The following is a 17,513-nucleotide window of genomic DNA, read 5'->3' as shown; positions in this document are numbered from 1 at the left end:
CTCAGAGCACCTTTGCGAGGAACTGTTGCGTGCGCGGCTGCTGCGGATTGTCCAGGACGTCGGCGGGCGTGCCGGACTCCACCACCGCGCCGTCGACCAGGAACACCACGCGGTCGGCGACCGAGCGGGCGAAGCCGATCTCGTGAGTGACCACGATCATCGTCATGCCGTCGCGGGCGAGCGAGGTCATCACGTCGAGCACCTCGCCGACCAGCTCCGGGTCCAACGCGGACGTGGGCTCGTCGAACAGCATCAGCTTGGGCTTCATCGCCAGAGCACGCGCGATCGCAACACGTTGCTGCTGACCGCCGGACAGCTGGCCGGGGTACGAACCGGCCTTCTCGCCCAGTCCCACCCGGTCCAGCAGCCGCACCGCCTCCGCGCGCACCTCGGCACGGGAGCGCCCCAGCACCTGGACCGGGCCCTCCATGACGTTCTCGAGCGCCGTGCGGTGCGGGAAGAGGTTGAACCGCTGGAACACCATGCCGACGTCCCGCCGCTGCCGGGCGACGTCCTTCTCCCTCAGCTCGTACAGCTTGCCCTGGTGCGCCCGGAACCCGACCGGCACGCCGTCGACCCAGATCCGTCCGGCGTCGATGGTCTCCAGGTGGTTCACGCACCGCAGGAACGTCGACTTGCCGGCACCGGACGGCCCGAGCAGGCACACGACCTCGCCGCGATCGACCTCCATGTCGATGCCCTTGAGGACCTCGGTGTGGCCGAACGACTTGCGGACCCCAACCGCCTCAACGAGGGCCATAAGCACGCTCCAGGTAGTGCTGCCCGATCGACGCGAGGGACACCATCACGAGGTACCAGGCCGCGGCGGCGAACAGGGTTTCCATGATCTCCAGGTTGCGCGACGAGATGTTGTTCGCGGCGTGGATGAGCTCCAGGAAGGCGATCACCGACGCCATCGAGGTGCCCTTGATCATGTTGATGAAGTTGTTGCCCGTAGGCGGGATGATCACGCGCATCGCCTGCGGCAGCACGACTCTGCTGAGCGTCTTGAGCGGCGTCATGCCGATCGACTTGGCCGCCTCGGTCTGCCCTTCGTCCACGCTGCTCAGGCCCGCGCGGACGATCTCGGCCATGTAGGCGCTCTCGTTCAGCCCGAGCCCGAGCAACGCCGCCACGAACGCCGTCATGACCACGTTGGTGGGCACGGAGAACAGCATCGGGATGCTGATGTTCTTGAAGATCAGCGCCAGGTTGAACCAGATCAGGATCTGCAGCAGCACCGGCAGGCCGCGGAACAGCCAGATGTAGCCGACCGCGAACCACCGCGCGACGGGGTTCGCCGACAGCCTCATGAGGGCGATGACGACGCCGAGCACGATCGCGCCACCCTGCGCGGCGATGGCGAGCACGATCGTGTTGAGCAGGCCTTCGAGCATGACGGGGTGCGTGAAGAACCCCGGCACGTCCTCCCACTGGATCTGGGCCTCGGACATCGCCCAGCCCAGCCCCGCGATGACCAGGACGATGACCGCGCCGCTGACCCACCGCCAGGGGTGGCGCAGCGGCACGACCACCAGGTTCTCACTTGCCATTGATCTGGGCCTTCGTGATCGCACCCTGCTTGATGTCCCAGGTGGTGACGATCTTCTCGTAGGTGCCGTCGTCGATCAGGGCCTGCAGCGCGGCCTTGATCGCCTCGGAGAGCTTGGCGTTCTTCTTCGCGACGCCGATGCCGTACGGACCGCCGTTGATCGGGGCGAGCGGCACGACCTCGAAGTACTGGCCGTCACCCGCGGTCTTCGCGACGTACACCGCGGTCGGCAGGTCGTTGAGGATCGCGGCGACACGGCCGGTGCGCAGCTGGTTCTGGTTGCCGGTGTCGCTGTCGGTGACGCTGAGCTGCACCTCCGGTTTGCCCGCCGCCTTGCACTTCTCGCTCTGCTCCTTGCCGAACTGCTCCTGCGAGCTGCCCAGGTTCACCGCGATGCCCTTGCCGCACAGGTCTTCCGGCGTCTTGACGCCCTGCGGGTTCCCCTTCTGCACCATGATCGTGATGCCGGAGGTGAAGTAGTCGACGAAGTCGATCTTCTGCTGGCGCTCGGCGGTGTCGTTCATCGCCGCCATCGTCACGTCGACGCGGCCGGTCTCCAGACTCGTGATGAGCGAGCTGAACGCCATGTCGCTGTGCTCGGCCTTGAGCCCGAGCTTGGCGGCGATCGCCTTGATCAGGTCGACCTCGGACCCCATCGGGGTCTTGCCGTCCTGGTCGTAGAAGTTGTTCGGCGGGTTCTGGATGTTCGACCCGACCTTCAACGTGCCGGCCGACGCGATCTCGGGCGGCAGCAGCGCGGCGAGCTTGTCGTCCTTCTGGACCGACGACAGGTCGGACGACGGCGGAGTGGACGTCTGAGTCGACTCAGACGTGGACCCGCAGGCGGCGAGCCCCAGTACGAGCAGCGAGGTCACGAGCAGGCGCGGCTTCATGGCCGGGAACCGTACAACGCCGAGTTGAAGACGTCCACAAAAAGTTGAACCAGACTTTCCCGGCACTTGCCGGGCCCCTGGAGCGGGCCGAGGTGTCGGACCGCCTGGCTGGGCGGGCGACGGGAGGGCGGCTGAGCTGCGTGGATTCGGAGCAGAGGGCGGGCAGGGGCTTCGGGTGAACACCCTGTTGAAGGCCTCCACAAAAAGTTGAAGCGCTGCCGAACCGTTACGAGACGGGCCCGCGCCCACGACTACCCGCCTTTCAGCAGGCTCGCTCCCGCAGCCAGCCGCACACACGTACCGGGCTCGCTCCCGCAACCAGCCACACCCCACGTAGCGGGCTCGCTCCCACAGCCGGCCACACCCACCTGGAGGGCTCGCCGGTGCCCCCACTCGCTTGCGGGCTCGCGCCGTCTGCCCGGCACCTGGCCACCCCGCTCCCCTCGCCACCCCACCCAGCGGGCTCGCCCCGGCCACTTCGCGCCACTCGCCACCTCCGGCCCGCTCACCACCTCAGGCCCACTCACCACCTCTGCCGGCCCCACCACCTCCGCCGCACTCACCAACCCACAGCCCTCCCTCCTTCCCTCCCTCCCGCTCTTCCTGACTCCCCTCCCCGCCTCTCCCCCTCCCCGCCTCTCCGCCTCCCCGCCTCTCCGCCTCTCCGCCTCCCCTCCCCCGCCTCCCCTCTCCGCCTCCCTCCCTCTCTCTCCCTCGCCTCCCCGCCTTCTCTCCCTCCCTCCTCGCCTCCCCGCCCTCTCAGGCGTGACCGGCAGCACCCCCTCCACCGCGCGGGGAATTCCATCGGCCCCCGTTTCGTTGGACGGGAAGCCCCAAGCGAACGAGGAGGACCAACATGGCGACGGTCGAGCTGACCAAGGAGAACTTCGACGAGGTGGTCGGCGGCTCCGAGGGCTCCGGCATCGTCCTGGTCGACTTCTGGGCCGAGTGGTGCGGTCCGTGCCGCGCGTTCGGGCCCACGTACGAGGCCGCGTCGGACAAGAACGAGGACGTCGTGTTCGGCAAGGTCGACACGGAGGCGCAGCAGGAGCTCGCGGCCACGTTCGGCATCCGGTCGATCCCGACGCTGATGATCGTGCGCGAAGGCGTCGTGCTGTTCTCGCAGCCGGGTGCGCTGCCCGGGCCGGCTCTGGACGACCTGATCGAGCAGGCTCGGAAGGTGGACATGGACGACGTGCGCGCCAAGGTCGCGGAGGCCCAGGCCCAGCAGGGCTGATTGGCTCAACGCACCTGTGGGTAGCCGACGTGCATGAAGAGCGACACGTCGACCGCTCAGCTGGTGCACCAGCTGTCCGAGCAGGTGAGCACGCTCGCACGCGATGAGATCCGTCTCGCCGTGGCCGAGCTGAAGGACAAGGGCAAGCACGCCGGTGTCGGCGCCGGGATGTTCGGCGCGGCCGGCGTGTTCGCGTGGTGGGGCGGGCTCAGCGTCGTCGCGGGCCTGATCCTGCTGCTGGCTCTCGTAGTTCCGCCCTGGGCGGCCGCGTTGATCGTCGCGGCCGCCCTTCTGCTGTTCGCGGGCGTCTTCGCGCTCGTGGGCAAGGGCCAGGTGAAGCAGGCGACCCCACCGATGCCGCGGCAGGCGATGGACAACGTCCAGCAGGACATCGCGACGATCAAGGAGAGCGCGCACCGATGAGCGACGAGAAGAAGCAGCTGCAGGCGGAGGTCGAACGGGCCCGGCGCGAGCTGGGCGAGACCGTGGAAGCCTTGGCGCACAAGGTGGACGTGCCCGCCCGCGTGAAGGAGCAGGCGCAGGAGACCAAGCTCAAGGTCACCGCCGCCACGAACGACGCGATCGACTCGGCCACCACGGCGGCGGCCAAGGCGATCGACTCGGCCACCGCGGCGACCAACAACGCGATCGACTCCTTGCCGGAGCCCGTGGCCGCGCAGGTCGAGAAGGCGCGCCGGCACCCCGGTGCGATCGCGGCCGCGCTGATCGCGTTGATCGTGGCGATCTGGGCGATTTCCCGGAGGAACCGATGAAACTCCTGTACCGGCCGCTGGGAATGCTGTTCGGCGCGCTCGGCGGGTTCCTCGCCACCGCCATCTTCGGCCAGATCTGGAAACTCGTCGCGGGCGACAAAGAAGCGCCCAGCGCCACGATGCGCAACCGGGCGTGGACCGAGGTGTTGCTGGCAGCGGCGTTGCAGGGCGCGATCTTCGGCCTGGTCAAGGCCGCGATCGACCGCGGTGGCGCCAAGGGTTTCCAGAAGCTCACCGGGGAATGGCCCGGCGACGAAGAGGATTGAGCGCGGCGAAACGAGACGCGGTGGTTCACGACCGCACCTGGAGCGAATTAACCTGACCCGGTCCCCCGGGAAAGGCCAGTGATGACTCGTCAGGTGCGGTCCCGTGCAATTTCTTCGACGTTCGAACCGCTCGAAGCAGACCAGGACGGACAGCGGCACCGGCTGGGCGTCGTGCGGTTCGCCGGCACGTCCTTCAACCCGGTGGTGAAGAACGGCTGTCCGGAACTGACCGTGCACCTCGCGGACGACCGCGGCGGGTTCGCCGAGGTCTGGACGAGCGCGCACGGCGTCGAATCCGGCGAGCACAAGGCGATCGCGTACGCGCACGACGGCGAGTACCTGTTCTGCGCCGGTCGGATCCCGCCGTGCGACGAGCACACCTACGCGGGCCGGCTGGCGTTCCGCGCGGCACTCGAACTGGCCGGCAAGCTCGGCTACCACCACGTGTTCCGGATGTGGAACTACCTGCAGGACCTCAGCCCGCAGGTCTACCGCGAGTTCCTGCTGGGCCAGGCCGAGGCGTTCGCGCGCAGGCCGGTGACGTGGAGCGGGCTCACGGCGGCCACGGTCGTCGGCTCGCTCGGCGGCGGCATCGCGTTCCACTTCCTCGCCTGCCGCACCGGCGAGCCCGTCACGATCATCTCGGCGAACGGCGCGCGCGGCGTCTACCTGAACGGGCGGCTGTACTTCTCGGCGCCGTCGCTGGACGACGCGGAGGAGCTCATGAGCGCCCGCAGCCTCGCGCAGTGGGGTGTCGGCGACGGGTTCGGGCTGCACGACGTGACGTCGCTGAAGGTCTACTCGCGGCAGCCGCCGGCGCGGCGCGACCCCCGTCTGGCCCCCGAGACGAGCGTGGCGTTCGTGCAGGCCACCCTGCTCGGCGAGGAGCACGCGACGGAGTTCGAGGGCGTCGCCGGCTGAGGCCTGCGGATCTTTGAACCCTCAACTACTCTGGGCCTCATGCCACAGCCAGAGGGTGAAGAGCTCGCCGCCATCCGGGCCAAGCGCGACGAGCTGCGCGAACGGTACGTGAAGCCACTCGCCGAACGGGGCGGCTCACCGACGCGCGGTGTGCACCACATCGCGTTGATCTGCAAGGACGTCGAGGAGACGATCGAGTTCTACCAGGAGTTCCTCGGCTTCCCGCTGGTCGAGCTCGTGGAGAACCGCGACTACAACGGCTCCAGCCACTTCTTCTTCGACCTGGGCGCGAAGAACCTGCTGGGGTTCTTCGACTTCCCCGGCCACGACCACCCGGCGTTCTCCGAGACGATCGGTGCCGTTCAGCACCTGGCCCTCTCGACGTCGCCCGAGCGGTTCGACGAGATCAAGTCCAAGCTGGACGAGGCGGGGATCGAGTACCTGGGCCCCGACCGCGGCGTCGAGGACAGCCTGTACATCCGCGACCCCAACGGTGTAGGGATTGAGTTCTACCGGGAAGTTCTCGGCGAGTTCGAAGGCACGACGCTGATCAACTGAGGACGGAGTCGCAGTGGCGCAAGAGGTCAAGGGCATCGTCGCCCGGGGCAAAGGTCAACCCGTCGAGCTCACCTCGGTGCTGGTGCCCGATCCCGGCCCCGGCGAGGCCGTGGTGAAGATCCAGGCGTGCGGCGTGTGCCACACCGACCTGCACTACCGCGAGGGCGGCATCAACGACGACTTCCCGTTCCTGCTGGGCCACGAGGCCGCGGGTGTCGTGGAGTCGGTCGGCGCCGGCGTCACGGATCTGGAGCCCGGCGACTTCGTCGTGCTGAACTGGCGCGCGGTCTGCGGGACGTGCCGCGCCTGCAAGCGCGGCAAGCCCTGGTACTGCTTCTCGACGTTCAACGCCTCGCAGCCGATGACGCTGGCGGACGGCACGAAGCTCTCGCCCGCGCTGGGCATCGGCGCGTTCGTCGAGAAGACGCTGGTCCACTCCGGACAGTGCACGAAGGTCGACCCGGCCGCGCGCGCCGCGGCCGTCGGCCTGCTGGGCTGCGGCGTGATGGCCGGTGTCGGCGCCGCGGTGAACACCGGTGGCGTTGGTCGCGGCGACTCGGTGGCCGTGATCGGCTGCGGCGGTGTCGGTGACGGCGCCATCGCGGGCGCGCGCATCGCAGGCGCCGCGAAGATCATCGCCGTCGACACCGACCCGCGGAAGCTGGAGTGGGCCAAGGGTTTCGGCGCCACGCACACCATCAACGCACGCGAGGTCGACGACATCGTCACCGCGATCCAGGACCTGACGGACTCGTTCGGCGCGGACGTCGTGATCGACGCGGTCGGCCGCCCGGAGACGTGGAAGCAGGCGTTCTACGCCCGCGACCTCGCCGGAACCGTTGTCCTGGTGGGTGTTCCGACGCCGGACATGAAGCTGGAGATGCCGCTGATCGACTTCTTCAGCCGCGGCGGCTCGCTGAAGTCCTCGTGGTACGGCGACTGCCTGCCGTCGCGCGACTTCCCGATGCTGGTGGACCTCTACCAGCAGGGCCGCTTCGACCTGGACGCGTTCGTCACCGAGGAGATCGCGCTCGACGGCGTCGAGGCCGCGTTCGAGAAGATGCACCACGGCGACGTGCTGCGCTCGGTGGTGGTGTTCTGATGGCGTTGCGCGTCGACCACACCGTCACGTCCGGCACGTTCTCGCTCGACGGCGAGACCTTCGACGTCGACAACAACGTCTGGGTCATCGGCGACGACAGCGAGTGCGTCGTCATCGACGCCCCGCACGACGTGGACGCGATCCTCAAGGCCGTGGACGGTCGCAAGGTCGTCGCGATCCTGCTGACCCACGCCCACGACGACCACGTGCGGGTGGCGCCCGACCTGGCGCACGCGACCAACGCGCCGATGGCGTTGCACCAGGCCGACCACGTGGTCTGGAACCTGACGCACACCGGCGTGATCCCGCACCAGGCGCTGGAAGACGGCCAGGTGCTCACGGTCGCCGGCGAGGAGATCCACGTGCTGCACACGCCGGGCCACTCGCCGGGCGCCGTGTGCTTCTACGTGCCGTCGCTCGGCGCGGTGTTCACCGGCGACACCCTGTTCCAGGGCGGGCCGGGCGCCACGGGCCGGTCGTTCTCGGACCGGCCCACGATCGAGGCGTCCATCCGGGAGAAGCTGCTGACGCTGCCCGGCGACACCGTGGTGCACACGGGCCACGGCGACGACACCACGATCGCCGCCGAGGTCTTCTAGAGCCCTCTAGAACCGCGGAGGCCGCTTCTCCAGGAACGCCGTCACGCCCTCGGCGTAGTCGGCGCTGGAGGCGGCCTCCGCGTACAGGGCGCGCACGAAGTCGTCCTCGTGCCCGCCGTCCGTGATCGAGTTGATGATCTTCTTGGCGCCCCGCACCGACACCTGCGCGCGGCCGGCGATCTGCTCGGACAGCTCCTTCACGCGGGCGTCCAGCGACTCCACGACCTCGTTCACCAGGCCGATCCGCAACGCCGTGGCCGAGTCGATCAGGTCGGCCGAGAACAGGATCTGCTTCGCCCACGCCGGACCCACCGCGTCCACCAGGGCCTTGGTGGAGGTGAAGTTGTAGACGATGCCGAGCTTCGCGGGCGTGATGCCGAACCGGGCGTCGGCGGACGCCACCCGGATGTCGCAGGCGAGAGCGATCTCGCAGCCGCCGCCGACGCAGAAGCCCGACACGGCGGCGATCGTGGGCTTGCCGAGCTGGGAGATCGCGCGCTCGCCCAGGTGCACGGCCTCGCCGTAGTGCGCGGCGCCTTCCGGGCCTCGTCGCAGCGTGCCGAACTCGGCGATGTCGGCGCCCGCCGAGAAGTGCTCGCCACCCCGGATGACCAGCACGCGGACGTCGTCGTCGGCGGCGACGCGGGCCATCAGACCTGGCAAAGCCGACCACATGTCGAACGACATGGCGTTGCGCTTGGCCGGGCGGTTGATCGTCAACGTCGCGACCGGGCCGGCCGCGGTCAGGTCCAGGAACTCGCTCACCCGCCGCACGATACCGATCGACCGCTGGCAGCACGCGCGGTCACACGGGGGTAGGAACGCGTTCACGCCCTTGTAAAGTGCGTTGCCGATAGAGGGAGGGAACGTGACCGCGGCCGCTATCGGGGCATCGACGCTGCGCACGCTCGCGGTGCGCCTGCGCACCAGCGCGCCGGTGTCCGCGCGCATCCTCTCCGAGCTGGCGAGCGAGCTCGACCGGGGCGGGCCGGTGGCGGACCTGCTGTGCTCGCACAGCGCCGTGCACAGCCCGCTGTTCGGCATCCAGGCGCTCGCGGGCGTGCGGTTGCTGATGCTGTCGGGCAAGGCGCCGGAGCTCAGCCAGCGGTTCGCCAGCGCGCACGCGGCGGCGATGGCCGGGGAGTCCGACTCGACGGCGTTGCTGGCGTGGCTCGCGGCCCGGCGGGCGATCGTCGAGAACGCGGGCGACATCCTCGCCGCGCTGGACCGGACCGTGCAGCAGCACCAGCCCAAGACGGCCGGGTTCCTGCTCAGGGGCCTCACGATGATCGGCGCGCCGAAGGTCAGGCTGCTCGAACTGGGCGCGTGCGCCGGGCTGAACCTCATCCTCGACCACTACCGCTGGTTCGGCCTCGGCTGGGAGTGGGGCGACAAGGACTCGCCGGTGCGCCTGGCCGCCGTCGGGCCGCAGCCGCCGCCCCAGCTGGAGATCGTCGACCGGGCGGGCTGCGACCTGCAGCCGCGCGACCCCGCAGACCCCAAGCACGCGATGATCCTGCAGTCGTTCATCCCGCCCGAGCACGACGCGCTGCGCTGGGACCTCGACGACGCCATCGAGCTCGCGAGCACGGTCGGCGTGAAGGTGGCGCGCTCCCCCGCCGGCCGCTGGCTGCGGGAGAACCTCGTGCCGCCGGACGAGCGCGGCACGTACACGGTGATCTGGCACAGCTCGTTCTGGGCGTACCTGACCGAGGACGAGCGCAACGAGATCGAGACGACGCTGACCGCCGCCGCCGGCTCGATGCCGCTCGCGCGCGTCGCCTACGAGTCGACAGACTTTCGCTCAAACCCCCGCCTGACGGTCACCATCTACAGCTAGCCTCCGGCGGCGTGAAAACGATCCGCGCCTCCCTGCTGGCCGTCGCTCTCTTCACCACGGCCCTGACCGCCCCGGCGAACGCCGCTGTGTCGGACCACGACCTCGCGTTCCACTGGGCCCCGGTCCACCACCAGGACACCGACTCGTCCGACTACGACGCCGACTACCTGTCCACTGTGGACTTCGACGGCGACTGGAACACGCTGAACAACTGGGAGAACCAGCCCCAGCTCGCGAAGCTCACCGGCGCCGCCTACTACAGCGTCACGGAGACCTCGACGCACTGGTTCCTCGTCTACGGCTTCTACCACCCGCGCGACTGGGACGACCAGCCCGACCCGTTCGGCACCAGGACCCACGAGAACGACCTGGAGGGGATCCTGCTCGCCATTCGCAAGGACGCCGGGTTCGGCAAGCTCGAAGCCGCGGTCACGGTGGCGCACAGCGACTTCTACTCCTACACCCCCGCCGGCTCGCCGTACACCAACGGCTCGGAGACCATCGACGGCACGCTGCTGCTGACCAACGGCCGTCCCACGACGTTCCAGGAGGCCAAGGGCCACGGCCTGTACCGCTGGAACGGCGCCGAGTTCCCCGGCGGCGACGGCGTGGTCTACCAGCCGGCCACCACCGGCGAGGTGCCGTCGGGCGGCAACGACCGCAGCGTGAACTACCGGTTGGTGAACATCCTCGACGCGGGCGGCATGTGGGCGCGCCGCAACAACACGGAGACGTTCGCGTCGTTCGGCACCTTCCGCGGTGACAACGGCAAGGACAACGCCGCGCACGCGCCGTGGGGCTGGGACGACCAGAACGACGGCCCGATCTACCGCGGCTACCTGGCCACCGACCCGGCCGCCGTCATCGACCGCTACTTCGCGAACAAGGGCACCTTCAGCCTGACGTACACGCGAAACGCCTTCCGCTGACCCACCGCAAACGTTTACAGTGTGTTTCACCGCCGCCGTGACTCCTCTCCCGAGATGAGGAACGCATGGACGGCAGGATCAACCGCAGGCTGCTGATGAAGTCCACCGTCGTGGCCGCGATCGCCCTCCCCGCACTCAGCGCCAGGGCGATCGCGGTCCCGGTGCTGCCCTGGCCCGCCGCGAACGACATCGTGCGCACCACACGGCTGCCGCAGTTCCCCGACCGGAATTTCGACGTCACCGCGTACGGCGCCAAGGGCGACAACAAGACCGACAACACCGAGGCGTTCAAACGCGCCATCGCCGCGTGCAACGCCGCCGGCGGTGGTCACGTCACGGTGCCGAAGGGCACCTACGTCACCGGCGCGATCCACCTGCTCAGCAACGTCGACTTCCACCTCGAAGACGGCGTGCTGCTGAAGTTCTCGAGCGACGCCTCGAAGTTCCCGACCGTGCTCACCCGCTACGAGGGCATCGAGTGCATGAACCGCTCCCCCATGGTCTACGCGCACCGCCAGACCAACATCGCCCTCACCGGCAAGGGCACGCTCGACGCGGGAGCGACCGGCAGCTGGAACAAGGGCAGCGACCGCGGTTACCTGGAGTCGTTGGTGGCCAAGGGAACCCCGCCGGAGAAGCGCGTGGTTCCCGGATCGGGCAAGAACATGCGGTCGACGTTCATCGAACCCTACGACTGCGACACCGTGCTCATCCAGGGCATCACGTTGAAGAACCCCAAGTTCTGGCAGATCCACCCCACGCTCTGCAAGAACGTCACGGTCGATGACGTGCACACGGACCCCACGACGTCCGCCAACAACACGGACGCGTGCGACCCCGAATCGTGCGACCACGTCGTGATCTCCAACAGCGACCTGGGCGCGCACGACGACAACGTGGCCATCAAGTCAGGTCGCGACGAGGACGGCCGCAGGGTCAACGTGCCGTGTCAGAACATCGTCGTCGTCAACTGCCGCATGAACGGCAACTGGGGCGCCATCACGTGCGGCTCCGAGCAGACCGGCGGCATCCGCAACGTCTACGGCTACCAGCTGAACTGCGTCAACGCCACCAAGTTCGCCTTGTACGTCAAGTCGAACACCAAACGCGGCGGCTTCTCGCAGAACATCAACCTGGACAGCGTCTCCGGCACGTTCGAACGCGCCTTCGTCTACGTCACCACGACCTACAACTCGCAGACGGGCGGCAACGTCCCGAAATTCGGCCCGTTCACGGTCTCGAACTCCAGCAGCACCAAGGCTTCCAAGGTCCTCGACGTGTCAGGCCTGAGCCAGGAGCACGTGAAGGGGCTGGAGCTGCGGGACTCGAAGTTCACCGTCAGCTCCACCACCAACACCGTGAAGTTCGTCGACGGCTTGAAGTTCACCAACGTCACGGCGAACGGCAAGCCGATGACGAACTAGGCGGCGCGGGGATACAGGCGCTGCATGCCGGGAGGCGCGGCGAAGGGTGCCCACGTGCCCTCCGCCTGCGCCAAGCGGTCCGCCACCACCCACAGCACGCTGGAGTTGAAGCCGTACCCCAGGTGTGACGACGACACCTGCACGTTCTCCCTGCGCGGTCCCGGTTCCTCGACGCACGACTCCCACGAGACGATGCCGTCCGTCTTGGAGTAGATCGACGTGGCGGGCACCGGGATCGGCGGCCGCGTCGACTCCGGCGGCGGGAACTCGTCCTTCGGGATGTGCAGGCGCGAGAACAACGCGAACGCCGGCATCGCCCGCGACTGCACGGGATCGCACATGTTGTACGGCGAGCCCATGGTGATCACCTGGCGCACGCGGTGCGGGTGGTCGCGCGCCATCTCGCGCGCGAAGATGCCGCCGAGCGACCAGCCCACAATGGACACCGGCTTGCCGTAGTCGTCGGAGACCTTCTTCACCAACGCGTGCATGCCGTCCACGGCCTTGCGCGTCGGCCCGATGTTGCGGCCGAGGCCCCACGGGTTCACCTGGTAGCCCAGGCCGGTCAGGAAGCGGCGCAGCATCACCGTCGAGGAGTCGGCGGCGCCGAGGCCGGGGAAGACGAGGACGGGGTGGCCGTCACCCGACGGGGCACCGCGCAGCATCGACCTGGTGGCCACGAACTCGCTGACGTCGAGAGCGCAGCGGGTGGGCTCGGTGAGGTACCAGAACAGACCGGGTGCGGAGCCTCTGACGAGCTGGAGGCGAGAGGCAGCAGGAACTTCGAAGACCTCGTCCGAAGGTACGGCGGACATAGGAGCCTCCCCACACGTCGACAACCCCGAGCCGGCGCCCCTGGGCGGCGCTGCCCAGTGAGTCCATGATGTTTCCTGATCGATCTTTTCGCCAGTACTTTCGAGTCTCGATTCGCCACGCGGAGGTAACGCGTTGGCAACCTCACAGCTGTGCAGTGCCTCTCACCTGCATGGACGTCGTTTCGGTTGCGCTGCTGCTCTAGTCTTTTTCGAGTGGATCGCATGAGCTCTTTGGACGCCAGCTTCTACTTCATCGAGGACGAGAACGTGCCGATGCACGTGGGTTCCGTCCTGGTCTTCGAGGGACCGGTCCCGTCGTACGGCGACGTGATCCGGCTCTTCCTGGCGCGCATGGACCAGGTGCCGCGCTACCGGCAGAAGGTGAAGGCGCTGCCGTTCCACGTCGGCCGCCCGGTGTGGGTCGACGACGACCACTTCAACATCCTGTACCACGTGCGCCACACCGCCGTGCCGTCGCCGGGCGGGGAGGACCAGCTGCGCAACCTCGCCGGCCGGATCTTCGCGCAGAAGCTCGACGACAAGAAGCCGATGTGGGAGGCGTGGCTCGTCGAGGGTCTCGAAGGCGGCCGCTGGGCGATCATCTCCAAGGTCCACCACTGCATGATCGACGGAGTGTCCGGAACGGACATGCTCCAGCTCATCCTCGACTTCAAGTCCGAGAGCGTGTTGCCGGAACCGAAGGAGTGGACGCCGGAGAAGCAACCGTCCACCCTGGACCTGGTGATCGACGGCGTGCGCGACGCCGTGGTGACGCCGGTGGCGCACCTGTCCGCGTTGCCCGCCGTGGCGCGCAACGTCCGTTCGCTGAGCGAGATCCTGGACTTCGGCAAGACCGTTCTCGGTTCTCTTCCCGGTACGGCGAAGCGTCTGGTCACGCGCGCCGCGACGTCGCTCAACGGTCCCATCGGGCCGCACCGCCGCTGGGTGTGGGCGCGCGCGAACCTGGCTGAGATCAAACAGATCCGCGCCGCCGCGGGTGGCACGGTCAACGACGTGATCCTGACGGCGATCACCCGCGGGTTCCGGGATCTGCTGGAGAAGCGCGGCGAACTGACCGAGGGCATGGTCGTGCGGACCATGGTGCCGGTGTCGATGCGCAAGGCGGACCAGCACAACGAGCTCAACAACCGCGTCAGCGCCGTGCTGGTGAACCTGCCCGTGGGCGAGGCGGATCCGGTGAGGCGGCTCGCGTCGATCCGCGCGCAGATGGACGACCTGAAGAGCTCGCGCCAGGCCGCGGGCGCCGACGTCATCACGAACCTGTCGAACTTCGCCGCGCCGACGTTGATGGCGCTCGGGTCGCGCACCGCGATGCGGTTCCCGCAGCAGATCCTGCAGACCGTCACCACGAACGTGCCGGGCCCGCGGATCCCGCTCTACATGCTCGGCCGCCCGCTGGTGGAGATGTTCCCGTACGTGCCGGTCGCCTCGACGATCCGGATCACCGTCGGCATCTTCTCCTACCTCGACCGGTTCACGTTCGGCATCAACGCCGACTTCGACGGCGTGCCGGACGTCCAGCTGCTCGCGGACGGCATCCGCACCGGTTTCGACGAGATGGTGGCGCTCGCCGCCGAGGCCGCGGAGAAGACCGAGGTCGCGGAGAAGGTCGTGGACGCCGCCCCCGCCAAGCCGGCCCCCGCGAAGCCCGCGGCCAGGAAGCCCGCTCCCAAGCCCCGTGCCGTGCGGGCGACCTCCAAGGCCGCCACGAACGGCGTGAAGCCGGAGACGACGACCTGAGGCACGACCTGACGATCCAGGCGGGTGCGCACGAGGCGCACCTGACCGTGGTCGGGCTCGACGCACGGCTGGGCGCCCTGGGACTGGCGCTCGGTCAGCTCGACGACGTGCGGATCGAGCTGGAGGACGTGCGGTGGTCGCGCTGGCGGGCCCGCCGTGCCACCGTCGTGTGCCGGGACGTGCACGTGAACCCGCCGGCCGTCCTGGTGGCGTCGCCGGTCGAGTTCCGCGTCGAGGTCGACAAGGCCGACATCCCCGAGTTGCAACCGTTCGGCTGGTTGCCGCTGACCGTCCGGTTGGTCGGTGCGGAACTGCACGTCAGGCCGCACAGGTGGCTGCCGGCGAAGGTGTTCGCCGTGCCGGAGCTGCCGCGCGGCATCGAGCTCACCGGCGTCGAGCAGCACGACGACCACTTCGTGCTGACCGGGGCCGCCCCCGTGCTGCGGGAGCGGCTCACCCTCGGTCAGCTCGCGGACGTGCTCAGGCGGTTGGCGTCCATCCAGGCCAGGACCCTCTCGGACACGACCTCGGGGATCTCCATCTGGGGCACGTGACCGATGTTGGCGAACTCGTCGTAGCGCCAGTGCGGGTACTTCCTCGCCACGTACCGGGCGGCGGCGACGTTGACGAGGCGGTCCTTGTCGCCGCTCATCAGGAACACCGGCACCCGGATCCTGTCCATCGCCGCGTAGTAGGCGCCGCGCTTCGACGTCGTGAACACGGTGCTGCGGGCGGCCGCGAGGAACGCCGTGTCGAGCCCTTCGACCTTGGCCCGTTCGCCGATCAGGTGCTCACTGGCCTGCTTGAGCTCCTCGGGGATGCCGGACGGGTCGACGCAGACCAGTTCCAGCAGCCTCTCGACCTGCCGGCGGGCGGGCACCGCGCGTGACTTCGCGAGGAACCGCTCCCCCAGGCCCGGCACCGAGTACATGAAGAACGTGCCGAGCATCGTCGGGTCCGGCCGCGTCCCGAGCACCATCGGCAGCGCGGGGTCGACCAGCACCAGGCCCTTGACCAGCTCGGGGTCGTAGGCGGTCTGGAAGAGCGAGATCAGCCCGCCCATCGAGTTGCCGACGAGGACGACGGGCTCCTCGACGACCTCGCGCAGGAACCGGCCGAGCAGCTTCGTGTTGGCCTGGACGGTGGTCTCCCGCCCCTCCGGGTTCGTGAGACCGTGCCCGGCCAGGTCGACGGCCACGACGCGGGCCCTCTGCGCGAGCAACGGCGCCAGCAGCACCCAGTTGAGGTGCGAGCCGCCGAGCCCGTGCACGAGCACGACGCGGGGGGCGTCCGCCGGTCCGCCGAAGTCGACCCAGTGCACGGGCCCGCCGAGGTCCGCGTGGTGGCTGGTCCCGCCGAAGTGCGCCGCAGTCGTCATACCAACCAGTATGTCGCCGGAGGTGACTCACCGGTAGTGACGTTCACCGCGGCACCCACGGAGTGGCGGGCTTGCAGGTCAGCGGGTCCGCGCGGGTGTCGCCCTGGACGATCTTGCCCGCGGGGTCGACCCAGCAGCCCGGCTGGTAGCCGTCGCCGGTGAGGAGCAGGGTGCCGTCGGCGGCGTAGGCGTTCAGCACGCCGCGCGCGTCGTCGTTCGGGATGGTCCAGTTCGGCGGGTAGTGGATCCGCACGGCGAACGTGCCGTGGGCGATCGTGCCCTCGACGGTCCTGCCGTCGATCGTGTACGTCACCCGCGCGACCTGGTCGTCGACCCTGCCGGCGATGGTGCGGCTGCCGGGCATGCCCGCGTAGACCGGCTTCGGGTTCAGGTCACCGCCTGCCCGCGCGCTGTTCTCGTCGACCGCGAGGTGTCCGGGCAGCCAGCGCACCTCGGTGCCGGAGAAGCCGGAGTTGTACTCCATGCCGCCCTGCCCAAGGGTGCAGCCCAGCTCCTCCTTGTCGGTGTAGAGCAACGCCCACCGGGTCTCCTGCTCGAGCAGCTGGTAGAGCTTCGCCTCTCCCACCCCGGCGATCCTCGCGCAGCCCTCCTCGATCGCCTTGACGGTGTCCACCGGCACCCCGAAGCCCGGTTCCTCCGGCGGTGGCGAGGTGGTGACCTGGACGGCCGGCGCGGGCGGGCCCGGGGCCGGCGGGAGAAGCGCGACGCTGACAGCCAGCGTCACGACCGAGGCCACGCCCGCGAGTACCGGGAACAGCAGCCGGCGCCTGCGCCGTCCGGTGACGGCGCGTTCGACCTCGGCGCGGATCCGGGCGTGCCGGCCGGGCGGCAGGTCGCGGGTGGGCGGGAGCATGCTGGTCATCGGTCCTCCCCTGCGGGCACGAGCACCTGGTGGTGCTGCTGGAGCTTCGACTTGGCCTTGCTGACGCGTGCGCGGACGCTGCCCTCGGTGATGCCGAAGACGGCGGCCGCGTCGGCGTACGACACCCCGGACCACACGCACAGCGCGAGCGCTTCACGTTCGTTGCGCGGCAGCTTCCGCACGGCGTCGAGCAGGTCGCGCATCCGCCGCTGGTCGTCGAGCCGTTCGGCCACGAGGTCGGCGTGGTCGGGCACCGTCTGGTCGTGGGCAGCGCGCTTGAGGTTCCGCAGCCGCCTGGTCAGCGAGCGCTGCTCGTTGCGCACGACGTTGGTCGCCACGGTGAGCAGCCACGGCAGCGCCGACTCGCGTTCGAGCCGCACGTCGCTCCGCTTGCGCCAGGCCAGCAGGAACGTGGCCTGCAGGTGGTCCTCCGCCTCGGCCCACGAGGCCGTCAACCGGAAGCAGTGGTTGTAGACCGCCTTCGCGTGCCGGTCGAACAGCACCCCGAAGGCGTGCGCACCGCCCCCAGCGGCCTGCGACCACAGCGCGCGGTCGTCAGGGTCTTCGGTCGTCATGCCTGTT

The 17,513-nt window shown here is 69.1% G+C and carries 21 protein-coding genes; 13 read left to right on the top strand and 8 right to left on the bottom strand.

Features of this window, described 5'->3' with window-relative positions:
* Window position 1: 1 nt before the first annotated feature.
* Genes ACQEU1_RS38670 through ACQEU1_RS38660 form a run of 3 tightly spaced genes read right to left on the bottom strand, consistent with a single transcriptional unit; the run spans window position 2 to window position 2,445 of the window.
* Entirely contained in the window at window positions 2-760 is a 759-nt protein-coding gene (locus ACQEU1_RS38670) for an amino acid ABC transporter ATP-binding protein (protein ID WP_433213565.1), read from the bottom strand.
* On the bottom strand, window positions 747-1,553 hold the full coding sequence (locus tag ACQEU1_RS38665) for an amino acid ABC transporter permease (protein ID WP_433213562.1): 807 nt from the start codon (window positions 1,551-1,553) through the stop codon (window positions 747-749). The genes ACQEU1_RS38670 and ACQEU1_RS38665 overlap by 14 nt, the downstream gene beginning before the upstream one ends.
* Window positions 1,543-2,445 carry an ABC transporter substrate-binding protein gene (locus ACQEU1_RS38660; RefSeq protein ID WP_433213559.1) on the bottom strand — a complete coding sequence of 301 codons (903 nt, stop codon included), beginning with the start codon at window positions 2,443-2,445 and terminating at the stop codon, window positions 1,543-1,545. Before ACQEU1_RS38660 ends, ACQEU1_RS38665 begins: the two co-directional genes overlap by 11 nt.
* 856 nt (window positions 2,446-3,301) lie before the next feature.
* Here ACQEU1_RS38660 and trxA point away from each other — a divergent pair.
* The 8 genes from trxA to ACQEU1_RS38620 all read left to right on the top strand — a co-directional run bounded on the left by trxA (window position 3,302) and on the right by ACQEU1_RS38620 (window position 7,901).
* Window positions 3,302-3,682: a thioredoxin gene (gene trxA / locus ACQEU1_RS38655; protein WP_382440647.1), complete on the top strand. Its 381-nt coding sequence runs from the start codon at window positions 3,302-3,304 to the stop codon at window positions 3,680-3,682.
* A 33-nt stretch (window positions 3,683-3,715) separates the two neighbouring features.
* Window positions 3,716-4,105, top strand: a complete 390-nt coding sequence (locus ACQEU1_RS38650; protein ID WP_433213556.1) for a phage holin family protein — start codon at window positions 3,716-3,718, stop codon at window positions 4,103-4,105.
* Window positions 4,102-4,455: a DUF3618 domain-containing protein gene (locus ACQEU1_RS38645; RefSeq protein WP_433213553.1), complete on the top strand. Its 354-nt coding sequence runs from the start codon at window positions 4,102-4,104 to the stop codon at window positions 4,453-4,455. The genes ACQEU1_RS38650 and ACQEU1_RS38645 overlap by 4 nt, the downstream gene beginning before the upstream one ends.
* Window positions 4,452-4,721, top strand: coding sequence for a DUF4235 domain-containing protein (locus tag ACQEU1_RS38640; RefSeq protein WP_090101560.1), 270 nt, complete (start codon window positions 4,452-4,454; stop codon window positions 4,719-4,721). Before ACQEU1_RS38645 ends, ACQEU1_RS38640 begins: the two co-directional genes overlap by 4 nt.
* An 81-nt stretch (window positions 4,722-4,802) precedes the next feature.
* The gene (locus tag ACQEU1_RS38635; RefSeq protein ID WP_433216991.1) at window positions 4,803-5,642 is read left to right on the top strand and encodes a hypothetical protein; all 840 of its coding nucleotides are present in this window, start codon (window positions 4,803-4,805) and stop codon (window positions 5,640-5,642) included.
* Between the two features lie 39 nt (window positions 5,643-5,681).
* Entirely contained in the window at window positions 5,682-6,200 is a 519-nt protein-coding gene (locus tag ACQEU1_RS38630; protein WP_433213549.1) for a VOC family protein, read from the top strand.
* Between the two features lie 13 nt (window positions 6,201-6,213).
* A complete protein-coding gene (locus tag ACQEU1_RS38625; RefSeq protein ID WP_433213546.1) occupies window positions 6,214-7,302 on the top strand; it encodes an S-(hydroxymethyl)mycothiol dehydrogenase in 1,089 nt (362 codons plus the stop codon).
* Window positions 7,302-7,901, top strand: coding sequence for an MBL fold metallo-hydrolase (locus ACQEU1_RS38620; protein WP_433213543.1), 600 nt, complete (start codon window positions 7,302-7,304; stop codon window positions 7,899-7,901). Before ACQEU1_RS38625 ends, ACQEU1_RS38620 begins: the two co-directional genes overlap by 1 nt.
* 6 nt (window positions 7,902-7,907) lie before the next feature.
* Here ACQEU1_RS38620 and ACQEU1_RS38615 read toward each other — a convergent pair whose 3' ends face one another.
* The gene (locus ACQEU1_RS38615; protein ID WP_433213540.1) at window positions 7,908-8,666 is read right to left on the bottom strand and encodes an enoyl-CoA hydratase/isomerase family protein; all 759 of its coding nucleotides are present in this window, start codon (window positions 8,664-8,666) and stop codon (window positions 7,908-7,910) included.
* Window positions 8,667-8,769: 103 nt separating this feature from the next.
* On the opposite strand from ACQEU1_RS38615, the gene ACQEU1_RS38610 reads away from it, so the two are divergent.
* The 3 genes from ACQEU1_RS38610 (at window position 8,770) to ACQEU1_RS38600 (ending at window position 12,094) form a co-directional block, all read left to right on the top strand.
* Window positions 8,770-9,741, top strand: coding sequence for a DUF2332 family protein (locus tag ACQEU1_RS38610; protein ID WP_433213537.1), 972 nt, complete (start codon window positions 8,770-8,772; stop codon window positions 9,739-9,741).
* Window positions 9,742-9,752: 11 nt separating this feature from the next.
* The gene (locus tag ACQEU1_RS38605; protein ID WP_433213534.1) at window positions 9,753-10,670 is read left to right on the top strand and encodes a hypothetical protein; all 918 of its coding nucleotides are present in this window, start codon (window positions 9,753-9,755) and stop codon (window positions 10,668-10,670) included.
* A gap of 65 nt (window positions 10,671-10,735) precedes the next feature.
* The gene (locus tag ACQEU1_RS38600; protein ID WP_433213531.1) at window positions 10,736-12,094 is read left to right on the top strand and encodes a glycoside hydrolase family 28 protein; all 1,359 of its coding nucleotides are present in this window, start codon (window positions 10,736-10,738) and stop codon (window positions 12,092-12,094) included.
* Here the strand turns inward: ACQEU1_RS38600 and ACQEU1_RS38595 are convergent.
* On the bottom strand, window positions 12,091-12,909 hold the full coding sequence (locus ACQEU1_RS38595; RefSeq protein WP_433213528.1) for an esterase/lipase family protein: 819 nt from the start codon (window positions 12,907-12,909) through the stop codon (window positions 12,091-12,093). The two genes, ACQEU1_RS38600 and ACQEU1_RS38595, sit on opposite strands and share 4 nt — an antisense overlap.
* Before the next feature lie 222 nt (window positions 12,910-13,131).
* On the opposite strand from ACQEU1_RS38595, the gene ACQEU1_RS38590 reads away from it, so the two are divergent.
* A complete protein-coding gene (locus tag ACQEU1_RS38590; protein WP_433213525.1) occupies window positions 13,132-14,670 on the top strand; it encodes a WS/DGAT/MGAT family O-acyltransferase in 1,539 nt (512 codons plus the stop codon).
* A gap of 47 nt (window positions 14,671-14,717) precedes the next feature.
* On the top strand, window positions 14,718-15,224 hold the full coding sequence (locus ACQEU1_RS38585; RefSeq protein WP_433213522.1) for a hypothetical protein: 507 nt from the start codon (window positions 14,718-14,720) through the stop codon (window positions 15,222-15,224).
* On the opposite strand, the gene ACQEU1_RS38580 is transcribed toward ACQEU1_RS38585, so the two are convergent.
* From ACQEU1_RS38580 to ACQEU1_RS38570, 3 genes are read right to left on the bottom strand one after another with little or no spacing between them, the layout of a single operon-like run.
* The gene (locus tag ACQEU1_RS38580) at window positions 15,134-16,048 is read right to left on the bottom strand and encodes an alpha/beta fold hydrolase (protein WP_433213519.1); all 915 of its coding nucleotides are present in this window, start codon (window positions 16,046-16,048) and stop codon (window positions 15,134-15,136) included. The genes ACQEU1_RS38585 and ACQEU1_RS38580 overlap by 91 nt on opposite strands.
* 43 nt (window positions 16,049-16,091) lie before the next feature.
* On the bottom strand, window positions 16,092-16,931 hold the full coding sequence (locus ACQEU1_RS38575; protein ID WP_433213516.1) for a hypothetical protein: 840 nt from the start codon (window positions 16,929-16,931) through the stop codon (window positions 16,092-16,094).
* Entirely contained in the window at window positions 16,928-17,506 is a 579-nt protein-coding gene (locus ACQEU1_RS38570; RefSeq protein WP_433213513.1) for an RNA polymerase sigma factor, read from the bottom strand. Before ACQEU1_RS38570 ends, ACQEU1_RS38575 begins: the two co-directional genes overlap by 4 nt.
* Window positions 17,507-17,513: the final 7 nt, after the last annotated feature.

It is taken from the genome of Lentzea sp. CA-135723 (assembly GCF_050936595.1).
In the GTDB taxonomy this organism is placed as follows: Bacteria; Actinomycetota; Actinomycetes; order Mycobacteriales; family Pseudonocardiaceae; genus Lentzea.
The sequence above is the reverse complement of the archived record's forward strand: the minus strand, read 5'-3'. Positions and strand labels throughout refer to the sequence as shown.

Excerpts from the sequence above, each read along its gene's own strand:
- ACQEU1_RS38670 (WP_433213565.1), bottom strand. The coding sequence starts at position 760 with ATGGCCCTCGTTGAGGCGGTTGGGGTCCGCAAGTCGTTCGGCCACACC.
- ACQEU1_RS38665 (WP_433213562.1), bottom strand. The coding sequence starts at position 1,553 with ATGGCAAGTGAGAACCTGGTGGTCGTGCCGCTGCGCCACCCCTGGCGG.
- ACQEU1_RS38660 (WP_433213559.1), bottom strand. The coding sequence starts at position 2,445 with ATGAAGCCGCGCCTGCTCGTGACCTCGCTGCTCGTACTGGGGCTCGCC.
- trxA (WP_382440647.1), top strand. The coding sequence starts at position 3,302 with ATGGCGACGGTCGAGCTGACCAAGGAGAACTTCGACGAGGTGGTCGGC.
- ACQEU1_RS38650 (WP_433213556.1), top strand. The coding sequence starts at position 3,716 with ATGAAGAGCGACACGTCGACCGCTCAGCTGGTGCACCAGCTGTCCGAG.
- ACQEU1_RS38645 (WP_433213553.1), top strand. The coding sequence starts at position 4,102 with ATGAGCGACGAGAAGAAGCAGCTGCAGGCGGAGGTCGAACGGGCCCGG.
- ACQEU1_RS38640 (WP_090101560.1), top strand. The coding sequence starts at position 4,452 with ATGAAACTCCTGTACCGGCCGCTGGGAATGCTGTTCGGCGCGCTCGGC.
- ACQEU1_RS38635 (WP_433216991.1), top strand. The coding sequence starts at position 4,803 with ATGACTCGTCAGGTGCGGTCCCGTGCAATTTCTTCGACGTTCGAACCG.
- ACQEU1_RS38630 (WP_433213549.1), top strand. The coding sequence starts at position 5,682 with ATGCCACAGCCAGAGGGTGAAGAGCTCGCCGCCATCCGGGCCAAGCGC.
- ACQEU1_RS38620 (WP_433213543.1), top strand. The coding sequence starts at position 7,302 with ATGGCGTTGCGCGTCGACCACACCGTCACGTCCGGCACGTTCTCGCTC.
- ACQEU1_RS38600 (WP_433213531.1), top strand. The coding sequence starts at position 10,736 with ATGGACGGCAGGATCAACCGCAGGCTGCTGATGAAGTCCACCGTCGTG.
- ACQEU1_RS38595 (WP_433213528.1), bottom strand. The coding sequence starts at position 12,909 with ATGTCCGCCGTACCTTCGGACGAGGTCTTCGAAGTTCCTGCTGCCTCT.
- ACQEU1_RS38590 (WP_433213525.1), top strand. The coding sequence starts at position 13,132 with ATGAGCTCTTTGGACGCCAGCTTCTACTTCATCGAGGACGAGAACGTG.
- ACQEU1_RS38580 (WP_433213519.1), bottom strand. The coding sequence starts at position 16,048 with ATGACGACTGCGGCGCACTTCGGCGGGACCAGCCACCACGCGGACCTC.
- ACQEU1_RS38575 (WP_433213516.1), bottom strand. The coding sequence starts at position 16,931 with ATGACCAGCATGCTCCCGCCCACCCGCGACCTGCCGCCCGGCCGGCAC.
- ACQEU1_RS38570 (WP_433213513.1), bottom strand. The coding sequence starts at position 17,506 with ATGACGACCGAAGACCCTGACGACCGCGCGCTGTGGTCGCAGGCCGCT.